17 protein-coding genes are annotated in these 17,170 nt (G+C 66.2%); 8 read left to right on the top strand and 9 right to left on the bottom strand.

The genetic code is table 11. The annotated features are described in order from the left end of the window. Window positions 1–48: 48 nt before the first annotated feature. The 4 genes from ACFVVI_RS10355 (at window position 49) to ACFVVI_RS10340 (ending at window position 2,773) form a co-directional block, all read left to right on the top strand. A complete protein-coding gene (locus tag ACFVVI_RS10355; protein ID WP_378991765.1) occupies window positions 49–435 on the top strand; it encodes a hypothetical protein in 387 nt (128 codons plus the stop codon). 157 nt (window positions 436–592) lie between these two features. Then, a complete protein-coding gene (locus ACFVVI_RS10350; RefSeq protein ID WP_387445005.1) occupies window positions 593–1,087 on the top strand; it encodes a nuclear transport factor 2 family protein in 495 nt (164 codons plus the stop codon). 8 nt (window positions 1,088–1,095) lie between these two features. Next, the gene (locus tag ACFVVI_RS10345) at window positions 1,096–1,926 is read left to right on the top strand and encodes an SDR family NAD(P)-dependent oxidoreductase (protein ID WP_378991767.1); all 831 of its coding nucleotides are present in this window, start codon (window positions 1,096–1,098) and stop codon (window positions 1,924–1,926) included. A gap of 73 nt (window positions 1,927–1,999) precedes the next feature. Continuing rightward, on the top strand, window positions 2,000–2,773 hold the full coding sequence (locus tag ACFVVI_RS10340; protein WP_387445004.1) for an SDR family NAD(P)-dependent oxidoreductase: 774 nt from the start codon (window positions 2,000–2,002) through the stop codon (window positions 2,771–2,773). A 41-nt stretch (window positions 2,774–2,814) separates the two neighbouring features. Here ACFVVI_RS10340 and ACFVVI_RS10335 read toward each other — a convergent pair whose 3' ends face one another. Further along, window positions 2,815–3,891, bottom strand: coding sequence for an alcohol dehydrogenase catalytic domain-containing protein (locus tag ACFVVI_RS10335; RefSeq protein WP_387445003.1), 1,077 nt, complete (start codon window positions 3,889–3,891; stop codon window positions 2,815–2,817). Between the two features lie 2 nt (window positions 3,892–3,893). Continuing rightward, a complete protein-coding gene (locus ACFVVI_RS10330; protein ID WP_387445001.1) occupies window positions 3,894–5,078 on the bottom strand; it encodes an LLM class flavin-dependent oxidoreductase in 1,185 nt (394 codons plus the stop codon). Window positions 5,079–5,310: 232 nt separating this feature from the next. On the opposite strand from ACFVVI_RS10330, the gene ACFVVI_RS10325 reads away from it, so the two are divergent. Further along, window positions 5,311–5,631: a hypothetical protein gene (locus ACFVVI_RS10325; protein ID WP_387445000.1), complete on the top strand. Its 321-nt coding sequence runs from the start codon at window positions 5,311–5,313 to the stop codon at window positions 5,629–5,631. Further along, window positions 5,628–6,290, top strand: a complete 663-nt coding sequence (locus ACFVVI_RS10320) for a TetR/AcrR family transcriptional regulator (protein WP_387444999.1) — start codon at window positions 5,628–5,630, stop codon at window positions 6,288–6,290. The genes ACFVVI_RS10325 and ACFVVI_RS10320 overlap by 4 nt, the downstream gene beginning before the upstream one ends. Before the next feature lie 21 nt (window positions 6,291–6,311). Here ACFVVI_RS10320 and ACFVVI_RS10315 read toward each other — a convergent pair whose 3' ends face one another. The 4 genes from ACFVVI_RS10315 to ACFVVI_RS10300 form a co-directional block, all read right to left on the bottom strand. Next, the gene (locus tag ACFVVI_RS10315) at window positions 6,312–7,934 is read right to left on the bottom strand and encodes an AMP-binding protein (protein WP_387445374.1); all 1,623 of its coding nucleotides are present in this window, start codon (window positions 7,932–7,934) and stop codon (window positions 6,312–6,314) included. Window positions 7,935–7,963: 29 nt separating this feature from the next. Then, window positions 7,964–8,164 carry a hypothetical protein gene (locus tag ACFVVI_RS10310; protein ID WP_387444998.1) on the bottom strand — a complete coding sequence of 67 codons (201 nt, stop codon included), beginning with the start codon at window positions 8,162–8,164 and terminating at the stop codon, window positions 7,964–7,966. Between the two features lie 36 nt (window positions 8,165–8,200). Beyond that, window positions 8,201–9,685, bottom strand: coding sequence for an FAD-dependent oxidoreductase (locus tag ACFVVI_RS10305; RefSeq protein WP_387444997.1), 1,485 nt, complete (start codon window positions 9,683–9,685; stop codon window positions 8,201–8,203). Between the two features lie 91 nt (window positions 9,686–9,776). Then, on the bottom strand, window positions 9,777–10,352 hold the full coding sequence (locus ACFVVI_RS10300; protein WP_387444996.1) for a CGNR zinc finger domain-containing protein: 576 nt from the start codon (window positions 10,350–10,352) through the stop codon (window positions 9,777–9,779). 81 nt (window positions 10,353–10,433) lie between these two features. Between ACFVVI_RS10300 and ACFVVI_RS10295 the strand changes: the two genes are divergently transcribed. Then, the gene (locus ACFVVI_RS10295; RefSeq protein WP_387444994.1) at window positions 10,434–11,615 is read left to right on the top strand and encodes an epoxide hydrolase family protein; all 1,182 of its coding nucleotides are present in this window, start codon (window positions 10,434–10,436) and stop codon (window positions 11,613–11,615) included. A gap of 418 nt (window positions 11,616–12,033) precedes the next feature. Here ACFVVI_RS10295 and ACFVVI_RS10290 read toward each other — a convergent pair whose 3' ends face one another. The 3 genes from ACFVVI_RS10290 to ACFVVI_RS10280 all read right to left on the bottom strand — a co-directional run bounded on the left by ACFVVI_RS10290 (window position 12,034) and on the right by ACFVVI_RS10280 (window position 16,462). Then, the gene (locus tag ACFVVI_RS10290; protein ID WP_387444992.1) at window positions 12,034–13,191 is read right to left on the bottom strand and encodes a fatty acid desaturase family protein; all 1,158 of its coding nucleotides are present in this window, start codon (window positions 13,189–13,191) and stop codon (window positions 12,034–12,036) included. A 134-nt stretch (window positions 13,192–13,325) separates the two neighbouring features. After that, the gene (locus tag ACFVVI_RS10285) at window positions 13,326–15,137 is read right to left on the bottom strand and encodes an AMP-dependent synthetase/ligase (protein ID WP_387444991.1); all 1,812 of its coding nucleotides are present in this window, start codon (window positions 15,135–15,137) and stop codon (window positions 13,326–13,328) included. Window positions 15,138–15,166: 29 nt separating this feature from the next. Then, a complete protein-coding gene (locus ACFVVI_RS10280; protein ID WP_379317196.1) occupies window positions 15,167–16,462 on the bottom strand; it encodes a DUF3533 domain-containing protein in 1,296 nt (431 codons plus the stop codon). A 78-nt stretch (window positions 16,463–16,540) separates the two neighbouring features. On the opposite strand from ACFVVI_RS10280, the gene ACFVVI_RS10275 reads away from it, so the two are divergent. Next, window positions 16,541–17,137: a TetR/AcrR family transcriptional regulator gene (locus tag ACFVVI_RS10275; protein WP_378991785.1), complete on the top strand. Its 597-nt coding sequence runs from the start codon at window positions 16,541–16,543 to the stop codon at window positions 17,135–17,137. Window positions 17,138–17,170 lie beyond the last annotated feature (33 nt).

Below are 17,170 nucleotides of genomic sequence, written 5' to 3'. Positions count from 1 at the left end.
TCGCAGACACTCATGATGGTCTGAAGAAGGATTGAATGAGGTGGGGGAATGAACAAGAAACTGATCGCCGCTGTCGCGGCGCTGTTCGCAGGTGCCATCGCAGTGACCGGGTGCTCGAGCGACGCCGACGTGGTCTCGAAGAACCTGTCCAAGGAATCGGACCAGTTCAAGATCAACCGGCGCGTGGTGTTCTTCAACGGGATCACCGACAAGTACCTGCTGTCCATCGAGGGCAAGTGCTCGATCAAGGACGAGAACAACCAGCTCGAGGTGACGTGCAAGACCGGCGATGACGAATACAAGAAGCACTTTCTCGGCCTCTCGGACAACGTGAGCTACTTCGTCGAACAGCTCGAGGCCGCCGAGGTGAGTCGCTACCACTACAAGGTCATCTTCAAGCCCGAGGTCATCATCGCCGACGTCGACCGCCCCTGAGCGTGTACAACAGGCCCGCGGGCGTTCCCGATGAGCGGGAAGACAGGCAGGCGGTGACCGCGTTCCGGGCCTACGGTGGCGACCGCGGGACGTAGCGGACGCTCACAGCCATTCGAGCTTCTTCACGTCTGATCTGTCGATTCGACCAAGGAGCTCGATGTCTGCAACACCGCCGTCCGACGACCCGGCCCGCCACCTCGCACGGTTGGCGGCGATCGAGTCGATCACCGCGCTCAAGCACCGCTATTTCCGTGCCTGCGATGCCAAAGACCCGGTCGGGTTCCGTGACTGTTTCGTCGCGGTCGGCTCGGTACTGGACTACGGCACGCTCGGTACGACCGACGCCGACGGCATGGCCGCGGTCTTCGCGTCGATCGCGCTGCAGCAGGTGGACGGCAAGAACGCGATCCTCGACATGCACCACGGCGTGCACCCCGACATCACCGTGCGCGAGGACGGCACGGCCAGCGGCCGGTGGACGCTGCGCTTTCGCCAGGTCAACCTGATCGAGCGCACCGAAACCGTCGCCACCGGTGAGTACGCCGACGAATACCGGGTGCAGGACGGGCACTGGAAGATCGCGACATGCACGTTCCACCAGTTGTGGGCGATCACCCGCCCCCTCGATGACGCCACCCGGATCGCGCAGTAGGAGCGGACATGTCGAAGATCGCTCTGGTGACCGGCGCCAGCCGTGGCGTGGGCAAGGGAATCGCGCTGGCACTGGGCGCAGCAGGCTGGACGGTGTATCTGACCGGGCGCGGCACCGAAGGTGACGGCGGCCCCCTGGAGGTCGCGGCCGCTGAGGTGAGCGCTCGGGGTGGCGCCGGCATCGCCGTGCGCTGCGACCACCGCGACGACGCGCAGATCGCCGCGGTGTTCACTCGCATCACCGCCGAGCAGGGCGGGCTCGACCTGCTGGTCAACAACGTCTGGGCCAATCCCGACGGTTTCGCCGGATTCAGTGATCCGTTCTGGCGACGGCCCGTCGCCGACTGGGACACCCTGATCGGTGTCGGCCTGCGGGCGCACTACGTGGCCTCGGTCGAAGCGGCACGGCTCATGGTGCCTCGCGGAAGCGGCGTCATCGCCAACATCTCCTCCTTCGGCACCCGCGGCTACCTGCACTCGGTGCTGTACGGAATGTCGAAGGCCGGCCTGGACAAGATGGCGGCCGACATGGCCGTAGAACTGCGCGACACCGGCGTGAGCACGCTGTCGCTGTGGCCCGGCATCGTGCGCACCGAGCAGGTCCTGGCACTGGGTGTCGAGGACATCGAGGGGTTCCCGATCGCCGGCGCGGAGACACCGGAATTCGTCGGCCGGGTCGTCCTGGCCCTGGCCACCGATCCCGAGGTCGGCGCACGCAGCGGCAGTACGGTGATCACGGCCGAGGCCGCCGTCGACTACGGGATCACCGATATCGATGGCGGACAACCGGTCTCGCATCGCGCGGCATTCGGTGGCGGTGCGCTCTTCGGCGTCCGTTGAGGCGGCAGTCGTGGCTCCCGCTGGGCGGGAGACCCGCATGCGGCGAAAGACGCGGCGCCGCTAGCTTTCCCCCATGATGCAACTGACTCTTCTCGACGGTGTCACACTGGTCTTCGGTGGCAGTGGCGGCCTCGGCCGCGCCGTCGCCGCGGACTTCGCACGGGCGGGCGGTGACGTGGCGATCTGCTACCGCAGCAAACAATCCGTGGCCGAGACCACCGTGGCCGAATTGCGTGCGCTCGGCGTGCGGGCCAGCGCCCATCAGGTCGATGTCCGCGACCCGGTCGCCGTCGACCGGGTGATCGCGGAGGTGGTCGCCGAGCACGGACGGATCCGCACGCTGGTGTGGGGTGCCGGCCCGGTCGTCGACCAGATCACCCTCGCCGACACCGAACCCGACCGCTACCGGCAGTCGATCGAGGTGGAAGCGCTCGGCATGTTCACCGCCGTGCACGCCGTGCAGCCGCATCTGCGCGAGCACGGCGGCGGCTCGGTGATCCACCTCGGCTCCGCCGGTGACCGGTGGTGGCCCCGGCTCGACGGTCTGTCCGTGCTACCCAAGGCCGCCAACGAGGCGCTGGTCCGCGGCATCGCGAAAGAGGAAGGCAGGCACAATATCCGCGCCAATTCGGTGCTGGTCGGCGTCATCGAGGCAGGCATGTTCCTCGAGCTGAAAGCCACGGGCGTGGTCGACGCGGCCTGGGAGGCCGAAGCCCGCCGCTTCGTGCCGATGAAACGATGGGGCACGGCGGCCGACATCGGCGCCGCCTGCGTGTTCCTGGCCTCCGAACAGGCCGGGTACATCACCGGTCAGCAACTGTCGGTCTCCGGCGGTTTCGGCATCTGAACTGACGCGGGCAGACCCGGTCTGCCCGCGTACGGTGGGGGTCAGTCCGCGGAAAGACCGGGCCGGACGATGATCTTCACGTGATCCTGTGGGCTACGCAGGGTCGCGAACGCGTCCGCGACACCGCCGAGATCCACGCGCGCGGTGATGATCGCCTCCGCGTCGATCGACCCGGCCGCCAGCCGCCGCAGCGTGATGTCATAGGCGTCCTGGTAGGGCCCGTGACCGAAATTGACGGCGATGCGCCGGAATTGGGGCACGACCGGGGTGATGGTTTCGGCCGTGAATCCGGCGGCGAGCACCTGGATCCGCGAATTGAACGGCATCTGATGGGTGAGCTCGTTCAGTATCCCGGCACGCCCACTGCATTCGTAGGCGATCAGGATTCCGTTCGCGGCCGCACCGACAACGGAGCCGGCGTCGGCGACCAGGGCGTTCCACACCTCGATGGGATTCTGCTCGGTCGGATCGACGACGATGTCGGCGCCCATGAGCGTCGCCAGTTCCCGGCGCCGAGGCGAGGGCTCGGAGGCGATCACCATCCTCGCGCCACGAGCCTTGGCCGCGACGACGGCGCCCAAACCGATAGTCCCACAGCCGATCACCAGCGCCGAGTCCGCGGCGGTGAGCCCCGACTGCTGGACGTGCATCTCACCCACGTGCAGGGGCTCGGCGAGGGTCGCATGGTCCAGTCGCAGGTCGTCGGGGACTGCGCGCACCCAGCACGCATCGACGATGATCGCCTCACCGAACGCCCCGTGGTAGGTGTTGGAGTAGCCGATGATCGTCGGGATACCGGTCGCGGCATCGGTGGCCAAGCCGATACCCGCCACCCGGTCGCCCACCGCGAAATCGGTGACCCCGGCACCGAGCTCGGTGATCACCCCGGCGTACTCGTGCCCGAGCACCACCGGTCGTTCGGTGTCGAACGCGGCCAGCGGGTACCCGCCCGCCTCGGCGACTTCGACGAAGCGGCACGCATCCTTGGACACCGACAGGTCACTGCCGCAGATTCCGCAGGCAGCCACCGCGATGCGAACCTGGCCGGGACCGGTCTCGGGCAGTTCGGGTACCTCGCCGACGGTGAATTCTCCGTCGAGGAATCGCACGGCGCGCATCCTCACGCTCCCGTCACGGCGTCGGCGCCGTAGTAGTCGGTGGTGGCCTCGGTGATCGCGGTGACCAACTGCCCGATCAGCAACTCGCGGTGATCCTCGGCGAACTGGAGGCTGGCCCGGCGTCCGGCATTGCGATTCTTGAAGTGCGGGACGACCTCGGAGGCGAACAGGTCGTAGCTGCGTTTGGTGTCCTCCCAATCGGCCATGTCCACGTGCAGGATCAGCAACGTGCCGAATCCGCCGGTCTTGTCGATCAACCGCTGGATCTGCGCGATGGCCTCGTCCGGTGTGCCGATGACGGCCTGCCCGAACTCACCGAGCGTGTCGTTGCGCCACTGCTCAACGATCCCGTGAGAGGTCCGCGCCCAGTCCGGGCGCTGCCCGGTCTGGCGGTTGACGTAAGCAGCCATGGACCCGATGCCCCGCGAGACCGCGCGTTCGGCATCGGCGCGCGATTCGGCCAAGAACATCGGGGTGACCAGCCGCCAGTTCGCCCGATCGGCGAGATGACCGTGCTCGGCACAGGTCTTCTCGTAGACGCCCCAATTGCGGTCCAGCGCCGCGAAACCGGTCGGCGAACCCGCGGCCAGTGACAGCAATGACAGTCCGTGCGTTCCCGCCAGGACCGATCCGTTCGGGGAGATGGTGGACGCGGTGGCCACCTCGATACCGGCCGGGTCGTAGGTGGGCAGCTGGGCCCGTGCATCGCGCAGGGTGAACCAGTCGGTCTGCATGTCGACGACATCGCCACGAAGCAGCCCCAGGATCGCCTCGAGTGCTTCGCCCTGGCGACGGCGCTGATCGGACGGGTTGATGCCCATCATGTGCGCGTCGAGGGGGATCTTGCCCGGCCCCGTGCCGAAGATGACTCGGCCGCGGGTCTGCAGGTCGAGTTGGGTGATGCGGTCGACGGTGACCAGCGGGTGATGGTAGGGCAGCGACACCACCCCGGTACCGAACCGGATGCGGTGGGTGCGTTCGGCCGCCGCGGCGATGAACAGGTCCGGCGCGGGCACGATCTCGGCGCCGGTGGAATGGTGCTCGCCCATCCACGCCTCATCGAATCCGAGATGGTCGAGGTGCTCCATCAGGTCGATGTCGCGACGCAGCTGCAGGGCTGGGTCGGCGTCGAGCGGGTGATAGGGAGTCAGAAAGGCGCCGAATCTGATCGAACTGGGGCTCCACATGGTGCGTCTCCTCGTCGAAACGGTGCGGTGAGCGGGCTCACGGCGTCGTCCTCAGCTTCGACCTGGATCAACTGATCCAGAAGTGCTTCTCCCGATCAGCGGGAAATGCTGCGATTCACCGAAGAAGCAACCGATCCGACTGTTGACACCGGCCGTGTCAGATGTCGATGATTGGATCAGTTGATCCAATTTTCCCGGCGGTCACCGGCGCCGATTCGCGAGGAGTCCGACCATGTTTCTCGACATCGATCCGCGGCGGAAGCCACCGGTCACGCTGGCCCAGTCCACCGACTTCGACTCGCTGTCGGTACTCGTCCACGCGACACCCGAAACAGTGCGCCTCCACGATGTACTCCTCGGCTGGGGCGAATTCGACGGCACCCACGTGTGGCTGAGCACGCAGCGCCTCGAAGACGAACTCGGCGATCACTTCGGCGCCGACCTGACCTGGCGGGAACGATTCACCGCCATGCTCGACTACGCTCTGGCCCAGGGCTGGTTCGACGAGTCCGGCCTGAGCGTCCGCGCGCACTGTCGCTGGCAGACCCTATGACCGGCACAGTCGACACGAATCCGACCACTCCGGTCGCCAATCGCCAGGGAAACGCGACGCGTACGCGTTTGGTGAAGACCGCCGAGCGACTCTTCGCCACACACGGGGTCGACGCGGTCTCGGTCCGCGCGGTCAACGCCGCCGCCGGGCTGGGCCCCGCCTCGGTCAACTACCACTTCGGTACGAAAGACGACCTGCTGGCCGCGGTGCTGCTGGACCTGGGAGCCGGTGTGCGCGACCGCATCCGCGCCAACGTCGACGCGCTCGCCGACCGCGAGCACGCGCCGACCGTCGACGAACTCGTCGGCGCCGTCACCGACCCGTACCGGGAACTGCTCTCGCGCCACCGCACGCGCGGCATGCGCTGGATCGCTATCGTCGCCCAGATGTCGGCACAGAACCACCCCGCGCTCGACGCCGCCGAACAAGACCTCCGCGCGGTCCTGCTGCACCAGGTCCGGCGCACCTTTCCCGACACCGACCCCATCCGGCTCGAACAGCGCTGGGCCACCGCGCTCATGGTCTTCCTCCAGGCACTGAGCCGAGCCGAGGAATGGAACCACCGCCGCGGCGCGATCCCCAGCGCCGACGACCTGGTCCACTTCTTCGACGACCAGGTGACCTACCTGGCAGGCGGCCTGATCCGGCTACTCACCTGAGGTCTCGCAGGCACGAGCTGGTCACAGCATGCGCTGCCTGCCGTGCGCGGCGAACTCCGACTCCACCGACCGCCGGTCCGCCTCGGTCATGCGCCCGTAGACCGGCCGGCCACGCCCCACCCATCGGTACACCAGTTCATCGGTGCGCCACGCCTGCTCTTGCAGTTCGCGTTTGAGCACCTTGTTCGACCCCGTCACCGGAAGATTCGCCGAAACGCGCAGCAGCCGGGGGAGACCTTTGCCGCCGAGATCGGATTGCGCACAGAGGAACTCGGTGAACGCGTCGACATCGAAACCACCCGGATCGGCGACCTCGACGGCGGCCATCACCTGATCGCCCGAACGCGGATCGGGCACCCCGAACACGGCGGCGGCGATGACAGCGGGATGGCGGCGCAGAACCTGCTCGATCATCAGCGCCGAGGTGTTCTCGCCGTCCACCCGGATCCAGTCGCCCTTGCGGCCGGCGAAGTACAGGAATCCACCGGTGTCGATATAGCCCAGATCCCCGGTCCAATACCAGCCGTTGCGCAGACGGTCGGCGTCGGCGACCTCGTTCTTGTAGTAGCCCTCGAACGCGAGCGCACCGGCCTTGTCGATCATCTCCCCGATGGCCTCATCAGGGTTGAGTACCCGGCCGTACTCGTCGAGCTCGGCCCGTGCGCACTCCCGCAACGAATCAGGATTCACCACCGCCACACCGGGATGCGCCGGCCTGCCGAGCGCAGCGGGCGGCGCGGCCGGATCCAGGGCGGCCAGGCTCGGGCCCTCGCTGGAGCCGTACCCCTCGAACAGCTGCGCGCCGAAACGGCGCCGGAACTCGTCCTGATCGGCCACCGACGCCTCGGTACCGAATCCGCGCACCAGCGAATTGTCGGAATCCGTTGCGGTTTCGGGCGTGGCCAGCAGATACCCCAGCGCCTTGCCGACATAGGTGAAAAAGGTCGCCCCGAAGTACCGAACATCCGGAAGGAACTGCGACGCAGAGAATTTCGGCGTCAGGCAGACCGTCGCACCGACCGACAACGCAGGCGCCCACAACGCCATGATCGCATTGCCGTGAAACAGCGGCATACAGCAGTAGTCCACGTCCTCGCGCACATGCCCGAACTTCGCCGTCGCCGCGTAGGCAACCACCGACAGACGGCGCTGAGTGCACCGCACCGCCTTCGACGCACCGGTGGTGCCGGACGTGAACAGCAACAGCAGCAGCGAGTCCGGCCCACCCACCGCCGCAGGCGGCACCCGGCAGGCATCGATCCGGGCGCCATAGCCTGGATCATCGACCAGCAGGAACCGATCCCCGGCCAGATCGAGATCCAGCTGCCGCAGCCGCGCCATCCCCGCGGCATCGGTGACGATCAACTGACAGTCGACATACCCGATATCGGCAGCCAATTGGGCGTCGCCCCGGGTCGGATTGAGACCCGCCACCGTCGCACCCGCCAAAGCCGCCGCGCCCAGCCAGAAGACGAAGTCGGGCACATTGTCCAACAGCACCCCGATATGGAACGGGCCGTCGCGGCGCAGCGTGCGGGCAAGCTCCGCACGGGCAGCCGACTCCCGGACCACCGCATCCCAGCTCCACTCGGCGTCGCGGGTGCGCAGGCCGAGCCGCTGGTCACCGAGCCGGTCGAGCAGCATGGTCGCGATGTCCGCCCGGCGCGCGCCTGTCACTCCGACTCCGCGTAGATCAGTGTCAGGAAACCCTCGTTCACCACACAATGATCATCGACAACCAGCCGATCCAGCTCGGATTCGAGCACGTTGCTGCGGCGTGCAATTCCGAGCACCGTGCGGTGCCGCTCGTTCGTGGTGGTGGCCAAGCGCTGCCCGAGCGGCGCCCAGGTACTGCCCGGCTCGACGATCGCCATGGTGAGACTCCCTGTTTCGGTAGCCGCCGACTCGGTTCAGGACGCAGCGGGCGGCGCGGCCGCGGCGACACCGGCGCGGCGACCGAAGAAGGTGCCGTCGCCGAGCGACGTGCCGCTGATGTAGCCCCACGAATGCAGGCCCGACGTTGCCCTGCCCGCGGCGAACAGACCCGGGATCGGTGCGCCGTCCAAGTCGAGGACTCGGCCGTCGACCGTGGTGTGCAGTCCACCGATGGTGAACACCTCAGCTCCGCCACGGCCCGCTTCGCCGTACTCGGGCGGGGCGATGCCGCGCTGGACGTCGATTGCGGCGAACGGTGCCCGCAGCGGCCGCAGCCAGTGCGCCGCCTTGTGGAAGTAAGGGTCCTGCCCGTCAGCCGCGTGCCGGTTGTATTCGGCGACCGTCGTCGCCAGCGCGCCGGGCGGCATGCCGATCTGCTGTTCGAGGTCGTCGAGAGTCTCGGCCACGAAATGCGGTTGTACGCCCCACCGTTCGTTCTCCGGCACTTCCTCGTAGGCCTGCTCGTCCAGGATCACCCACACCTTCAGGCCGTGCTTGAACAAGGCGGCCTGGCCGACCAGCCCGGGATAGACATCCTCGTTGATGAAGCGCCTGCCGATGTCGTCGACGATCATGCCGCGCACCATCATCCCCGGAATCAGCGAGATCCCCACCTGTGCGGCGGACATGTGCCGCACCGCGGCGCCCACAGCCTGTGCCATCACGATGCCGCGCCCGTCGTCACCGCCGTCACTGTTGACACCGAGCCCGACCAGTTGCGGTGCGTGCTGAGCCACCATCGCGGCATTGTCGGCGAACCCGCCCGTGGTCAAGACGACGCCACGTCGAGCACGGTAGGTGTAGTACCGGCCGTACTGCTTCGCCACGACACCGACCACACGTCCGGCTTCGGTGACGAGCCGGATCGCGTTGGTGTCGGTGTGCACTGCCACCGCGGTCGCGGCGACTGCCTCGAACAGCTTCTGCATCAGCACCTTGCCACCGAAACCGTCGGAGGTGACCCGGTGCCCACGCGGCGACGGCTTCGCGAGATCAGCAAAGGGCCAAGCCTTTTCGCCCATCCACATGAGACCGTCATCAGTGGGCGGCACCCACGTGGGGGAGTCCCACAACGAGGGTTTGAACGGGACGCCGTGGTCGACGAGCCACTGGAAGTGCCGTGCGCTCTCACGACTGTAGAGGCCGACCTTCTCCCGGTCCGCGTCCGGTCCCAGCGCGGCCAGCAGGAACGCTTCCATATCCTGCGCGGTGTCGTCGAACCCGCAGGCCCGCTGGATCTCGGTGCCGCCGCCCAGATACATCTCGCCACCGGACAGCGCGGAGGACCCACCGCCACCACCCAGCTTCTCCAGCACGATGACATCAGCGCCCGCGGCAAACGACTCGAGCGCAGCTGCCGCACCCGCACACCCGTATCCCACGATCAGAACATCGGTTTCGTAGTCGACCTGCCCGACATCGCCCGCATCGACAGGCGCTACCGAAGTGTGTGTGCTCATGACAACTCCCATCCGCTGTGCTGCGCACGCTAAGGAGTTCTCGCGCACGCCGGACGGGGGAGTGTCCACCCACCGGGAGACCGGCTGCTGATTACCTGCTCGCTACGGGTAATCCTGCTTTCCGATCATTGAAGCGCGCCTTCTTCTGACGATTCCCGCACGTGTTCATGTCGCACCATTTGCGGGTGCGGCTCTGGCTGGTGTCGAAGAAGGCGGCTCGACAGGTCGGCGATGCGCACAAGGCCAATTTTCCGTCGCGCTCGCCGGCGAGGATGCTGATCGCGTCGGCGGCGATGACACCCAGCGCGTCGTCGACGCGGGAATCCGAGTTGAGTCGCCAGTGCCGATCGCCCTCGGGCGTCAGGACCGCTGACGCGCCGCCCTGAATGCTGCGGTCGTTGATGACTCGGATTGCGGAGGCCGGGGGAGTGTCGTGCATCGCGGTCGCGGTCGCGGCGAGGTGAATCGCCTCCCTCAATTCCCGTGCGAGTGCGAGCTGGGCGGTGGTGCAGGAATTCACGGCCAGGCCGCTCACCGTCAGCCAGTCGACGAGCCGCTGCGGCGTGGGGATGCGCTCCACCGCGTCGCCGGAGCGCTCCGTCAGCGTCGCCGTGAAGCTGGTCGCCAGCACAGTGCCGAGGCGGAAGTCAGGGAACTCAGCATGCATGGAACCACCTTAGCTGGTTGCGCGCTGACATATCGTCATGTTAGAACCGTCTAAGACGGTTCACCAATCGCAGGAGGTCTCGTGCCCAATCCGATCAGCGACGTCCAAGCATTCGAAGCCCACGCACCCGACACCGACCTCGACGATCTGCGCGCACGACTGGCCGCGGCACGACTACCGGAGCCCGAGACTGTCTATCGCGCCGCGCCCGACCCGCGCCGATGGGAGCAGGGGGTCCCGCTCGCCGACCTCATCGAGGTCGTGCACTACTGGCGCACCGAATACAACTGGCGGTCGTTCGAAGAGCGCCTCAACCGGATCGGCCAGTTCCGCACAACCATCGACGGTCTGGAAATCCACTTCCTGCACCGCCGATCCACGCGCGCCGATGCCACCGCGCTGATCATGACGCACGGCTGGCCGGGCAGCATCGCCGAGTTCACCGATGTAGTAGACGAGTTGGCGGATCCGCAGGACGCGGACGCGCCGGCGTTCCACGTTGTCGTTCCCTCGCTGCCCGGGTTCGGTTACAGCGACAAACCGGCCACCACAGGCTGGGGGACCGAGAAGATCGCGGCCGCCTGGGTGGAGCTGATGACAAGGCTCGGCTACAACAGGTTCCTGGCTCACGGCGGCGACTGGGGAGGCAATATCACCACGGTTCTCGGTGGCAGATTCCCGGCGCATATTCTCGGCATCCACTCGACGTTCGCCGAGGCACCGCCCGGGTTGGCGACGGACGGGCTGACAGTCACCGAGCGCACCTGGACCGAGGAGACTCGCGATTTCTGGCGGCACCGCGCGGCATACGCGAAGCAGCAGGCGACCCGACCGCAGACCATCGGCTACTCGCTCGTCGACTCACCGGTCGGACTCCTGGCCTGGATCCTCGACAAGTTCGCCGAGTGGACAGACACCGAAGACAGCCCGTTCGAGACGATTTCCATTGACCGGGTTCTCGACAACGTCACGCTGTACTGGCTCACGCGGACCGGCGCATCGGCCGCTCGTATCTACTACGAAAGCCACAACTCGCTCGACCCCGAACTTCGTGTCGACGTTCCATCGGCAATCACCATGTATCCACGTGACGTCGACAAGTGCCCGCGGGTCTGGGCGCAAGAGCGGTACCGGCAGATCGTCCGATGGGGATCGCCCGACAGCGGGGGACATTTCCCGTCGCTGGAGGTTCCCGAGTACTTCGTCAAGGACCTGCGGGAAGGTCTCGCAGCTGTGCTGGCCGCCAGGGTAGTGAGTACTTGACATAATGTGCATTATCGGCGTTTGCAGGCGGCCTGTCGGAAGGGGTTTTTGCAGTTGTTTTGCGGTGCACGCCTAGTTGCATCACATGCTGACAGGCGCTCACTGTCGCTTCTCTGCATTGCCGCGCGTGCGCCGACGCTTCGGTACTTGCGAGCTCGATCAGCCATATTTTGGGACACCGAAGGAAAGCTGACGAATCCGGACAATTCTCGGTTCGGCTGATTCATGACCGTTCGCCCTGAATGTGCTCATCGGCGACTCTGGGCCCGCATCCTCGGCAAACCGAGTCGGCTGCCCGAAGCCCGGCACTCCCCCTCCCACTTCCCCGCCCCTATTTCGTCACAGTGACGAAACTATGGAAGGTGCCTGGATGGCGCACCGCATCGCCTTTCGCCGTAATGCGGTGCGCCAAGGAGAATCAGACCAGAACGGGGGTGAGTCGGCGCGATTCGGTGGCCTTTTCGGAGCTGGTTTCCGGTGCGTTGTCGGCATCGGCGGTGAGGTACTTGTCGGGCAACGACAGTTTGGCGATGGTGCGCAGGGTCAGCGCGTACTGACGGACCAGGCTGCCGGTGGTGTACGGCAGGCGATATTCGGCCGCGAGCTTGCGCACTTCACGCTGGATTTCGGGCAGCCGGTTGCTCGGCAGGTCCGGGAACAGGTGATGTTCGATTTGGTGACTGAGCGTGCCGGAAAGGATGCGCATCAGGGGACCGACGTCGATATTCGCGCTGCCCAGGTATTGGCGCAGATACCATTCGCCGCGGGTCTCACCCTCGATATCGCGCTTGGTGAATTTCTCCGCGCCGTCGGGGAAATGTCCGCAGAAGGTGATGATCTGCTCCCACACATTCTTGGTGAGGTTGGCGGTGACGTTCGCGCGGATCGTCGATTTCCAGTTCCGACCGGTTACCGCCGGGAAGATCACATAGTCCTTGAGCAGCTGCTTACCTGCCTTCTGGGCGATTTCGTCGCGCGCCTGCCGGAACTTCTTCTTGTCCTTCTTGCCCGCCAGCACGCGCGGGATCTCCAGGTGGTACACGCACATACCCAGCTCGTACAGCAGTGACACCGGGACGAGGTAGACGAAGTTGCCCAGGTGATACGGACGCCAGCGCCGGTCACGGGTGATGCGGAGCAGCCCGTACCCTTCGTCGGGGTCCAGCCCGAGCACATTGGTGAAGACGTGGTGGCGGTAGTTGTGCGCTTCCTTCCAATGGGCGGCGGGCATGGAATGGTCCCATTCCCAGGTGGTGGAGTGGATTTCCGGGTCGTTCATCCAGTCCCACTGGCCGTGCATGACGTTGTGCCCGATCTCCATGTTCTCGAGCACCTTCGACAAGGTGAGCAGGCCTGTCCCCCACCACCAACTGCTTTTCCGACCCGAGTCGATCAGCACGAGCCGGGCGGCTATCTCGCATGCTCGCTGAACGCGGATGACGGTCTTGATGTATTTCGCGTCGCGTTCACCCAGGCTGGATTCGATCTGTCTGCGCAACGCGTCCAGGCGTTGCCCGAACTCTTCGATGTCGGTCGGCGAGAGATGCGTGTACGCCTCGACGTCAGATATAGCCATCTGCTGTGTTCAACCCCTGTTCCGGTGCCGCGCGCCGGGCGCGGTCCAGGTGAGAGTACGAACTCGACGGGGTTGGTTCGGTACTGTGCGCAGTATTTAGTTAGACGTAACAGCCGGAAGTGCCGGAATGGGTGTCAGTGACTACTGGCGGCGGGTTCGTAGATCTTGTCCACCTCGGTGGCGTACTTCTTCATGACCTCTGCTCGCTTGAGCGACATCTTCGGTGTCAGTTCGCCGGTGGCCCCGGTCCAGTCGACGGGCAGGATGCGGACCTTCTTGATCGCCTCGGCATGGGACACCTTCTTGTTGGTGTCGGCGAGGGCCGCATCGATCTCCGCGACGAGATCCGGGTTGTCGATCAGAGCCTCGTTCGTGGTGTCGGCGGACAGGTTGTGGCTTTGCTTCCAGGCAGGGAGCGCTTCGGGATCGAGGGTGATCAGGGCACCGACGAACGGACGGCCGTCACCGACCACCATCGCCTGGCTGATCAGCGGGTGGGCGCGCAGCGAGTCTTCCATCAGGCCCGGGGAGACGTTCTTTCCGCCCGCGGTGACGATGATTTCCTTCTTACGGCCGGTGATGGTGAGATAGCCGTCGCGGTCGATGCTGCCGAGATCGCCGGTCTGGAACCAGCCGTCGGCGAAGGCGTCGTCGGTGGCCTGTGGGTTTCCCCAGTATTCGTGGAACACGACCGGGCCGCGTAGCAGCAGTTCGCCGTCGTCGGCGATCTTGACGGCGTGGCCTTCGGTCGGGCGTCCGACGGTGCCGACCCGGGTATCGGCCGGGGTGTTCACGGTGATCGCCGCGGTGGTCTCGGTGAGTCCGTAGCCCTCGTACACGGGGATCCCGACGCCGCGGAAGAAGTGACCGAGCCGCGCGCCGAGCGGTCCACCACCGGATACCGCCGCCTCGCATCGTCCGCCGAGCGCCAGGCGCAGCTTGCGGTAGACGAGTTTGTCGAACAGGGCGTGGCGCAGTCCGAGGACGATTCCGGGGCCGCCGGTGTCCTGGGATTCGCTCCAGGCGATGGCGGTCTCGGTGGCCAGGTCGAAGATCTTTCCCTTGCCGCCGGCGTGTGCCTTCTGCTTGGCGCCGTTGAAGACCTTTTCGAACACTCGCGGCACCGCCAGGATGAAATGCGGCCGGAAGCTGCCGAACTGGTCGACGAGTGTGGACCAGTCGGAGCTGAACGCGACGACCACCTTGGCGTCGAGCGCGGCCAGCGTCACCGCGCGCGCGAAGACGTGGGCGAGCGGCAGGAACATCAGTGTCTTGTTGCCCTCGGTGACGAACTCCCCCAGCGCGATTCGGTCGGATTTCGACTCGGCGTAGAGGTTTCCGTGGGTGAGGATCACGCCTTTGGGGCGTCCGGTGGTGCCCGAGGTGTAGATCAGGGTGGCCGGGGAGCTCGCGCCGACCTCGGCTCGGCGGGTGTGTACGGCCGCGTCGTCGAGGTCGGCGCCGCGCGTGGTCAATTCCGCGACGGCACCTTTGTCGATCTGCAGGATTTCTCGCAGGTCGGGCAGGGCGCGGTCGTCGATCTCCTCGATGATCCGGCGGTGTTGGTCGCTGTCGACGATGAGCAGTTTCGTCGCGGAGTCCTGCAGGATCCACTTGGCCTGCTCGGCGGCGGAGCTGTCGTAGATGGCGACGGTGCAGCCGCCGGTGGCCCAGATCGCGTGGTCGAGCACGACCCACTCGTAGCGGGTGGGGGCCATGATCGCTACCCGGTCACCGGGTTCGATGCCCGAGGAGATGAGACCCTTCGCCACGTCGGTGACCGTTCGGGCGAACTCGGCCGCGGTGACATCGGTGAGTCCGCCGCTGCCGTTGGAGACGTTGAACAACACCGTGTGGGGCGAGTGCTCGGCGTGCAGGAACACACTGTCGGAATTGTTCGCGTGCTCGGGAATCGTGTAGGAAGCCGGGGCTTCGAACTCATGCATCACAGGGCCCTTCCACATGGATTGATCAGTTACTGCGCGGGCGCGTGCTCGATGCCGAGTCGCAGCATTCCGCGCAGGTCGTAGGTGTTGGTGGCGACCGCGCCGACGATCAGGCCGATCGCCAGTCCCGCACAGGTCATCCAGAGACCCTGCGCCATGCCTGCTTCGAGGTGTCCATCGAAGAACAGGATGGCGCGTACGGCCAGGTAGATCTGGTGCATGGGTTCGAACGTCGCCATGTCGGCGATCCAGCGCGGTGTCGCCTCGAGCGGGATGGTGCCCGACGATGACGGGATTCCGAGCACCACGAACACGATGAGGTTGATCATCAGGCCTGCCGTGCCGAAGGCGGCCATCACCGACAGGGCAGTGACCGCGATGGCGGCGATGGCCAGTGTGCCATATAGGAAGAGCATCAGTGGGCGCTCGATCGCCATGTTCAGCAGGGTGCCGACGCCGAGGAACACACCGGAGGCCAGCGGGGCGCTGATCGCGGCGATCCCCCATTTGATGAGCAGCGTGCGCCAGCGGCTGATCGGGGCCGGGGTGGTGGCCTTGTGCCATGGGCCGTATTCGGCGGGGACATAGCCGAGTGAGGCGTCGACGAGTGAATTGATCATCATCGCGCCGCTGAATCCGACGATCAGCAGGACCAGGGTGTAGAAGAAGGCCGCCAAGCCCTGGCCGGTGCCTTCGGGGAGCGGGTGGTAGGCGGTGACGACGACGTCGATCGGCTCGGCGAGCTGTAGCTGTGCGGCGCCGCTGAGTGGTGTGGCCCCGGCTGCGGTGCGGACCTGTTCGGCGAGTTGGGTGCCGACGGTGCTGTTGACCTGCGTCATGGCCTGGTCGGCGACGGTGTTCATGATCTGTGCGGCGAGGGTGCCCGCCCGCGGGTTGGTGAGCACGGAGATGATGGGCTGCTCGACCTGGCCCGGGACGATCGAGGCGGCGCCGAGGATGGCGACGCGTTTGGTGAAGTCGCCGGGGATGACGATGGCGCCGTAGACCTCGCCGTTCTGCAGCTGTTGCTGGGCTTCGTTGATGCCGAGTGGGCGCAGGTCGATCTTGTCGGCGGGGATGTTCTCGCTCAGCGCGGAGGTGATCTGTGCGCCGATGTTGGCGGGTTTGCCACCGACGGTGTCGCCGACGTCCTGGTTGACCAGGGCGATCGGGAAGTCGTGCAGGTGCTTTTCGGGGTCGGCGGTGTAGCCGAGGTACATGGTGCCCAGGAGCGCCGCCAGGATGGTGACCAGGGTGATCGGGGCCAGCCATTCGCGGATCGGCATGCTGCGCTGTGTGCGGGTGGGCGCGGTGTTGTCAGTCATGGCAATCGTCAATGTAGTCAGCGACAACAAAGTAGTCAACGCAAACATTGGGTGGCCGTCAGATATCCTGCTCGTACCATGTCCCTGCACACCCCGTACCACCACGGAGACCTCCGCGCCGCGCTGCTGACGCGCGCGGAGGCGACACTGCGCGAGGCCGGCGTGGACGGGCTGTCGCTGCGTCAACTGGCCCGCGACACCGGCGTCAGCCATGCGGCCCCGAGTCGTCATTTCCGCGACAAGCAGGCACTGCTCGACGCACTGGCCGTCACCGGGCTCGAACGCCTCGGCGCCTGCTTCGAACAAGCCGTGATCGAAGGGCCCATCACGGCACGTCTGCAAACCGTCGCCTACGCCTACCTGCGATTCGCCGTCGACAACCTCGAGCTCTTGCCGCTGATGTTCGCGCGCCGAAACAACTCCACCTCCGCCGATATCCAGCAGGCCGCCGACCGGGCGTTCGCGGTGCCGATCACCCTCATCGCCGATGGTCAGGCCGCCGGCGAGATCGTGGCAGGTGACCCGAAACGGCTCGGCGTCACCGCCCTGGCCGCCCTCCAGGGCTTGGCCACCTTCGTAGGCTCCGGCTACACCGCCGACTACGACTCCGAGCAGCTACTCGACGACCTGGTCCGCCACCTCACCCTGGGCCTGCTCCCCCGCGCTGCCGACTGACGATGCCGCGAACCGCATCCTGACGTCTGGAAG

This window comes from Nocardia sp. NPDC058114, assembly GCF_042884695.1.
Taxonomy (GTDB): Bacteria; Actinomycetota; Actinomycetes; order Mycobacteriales; family Mycobacteriaceae; genus Nocardia.
Note: the sequence above shows the minus strand (reverse complement) of the source record. Positions and strands in the feature narration are given on the sequence as shown.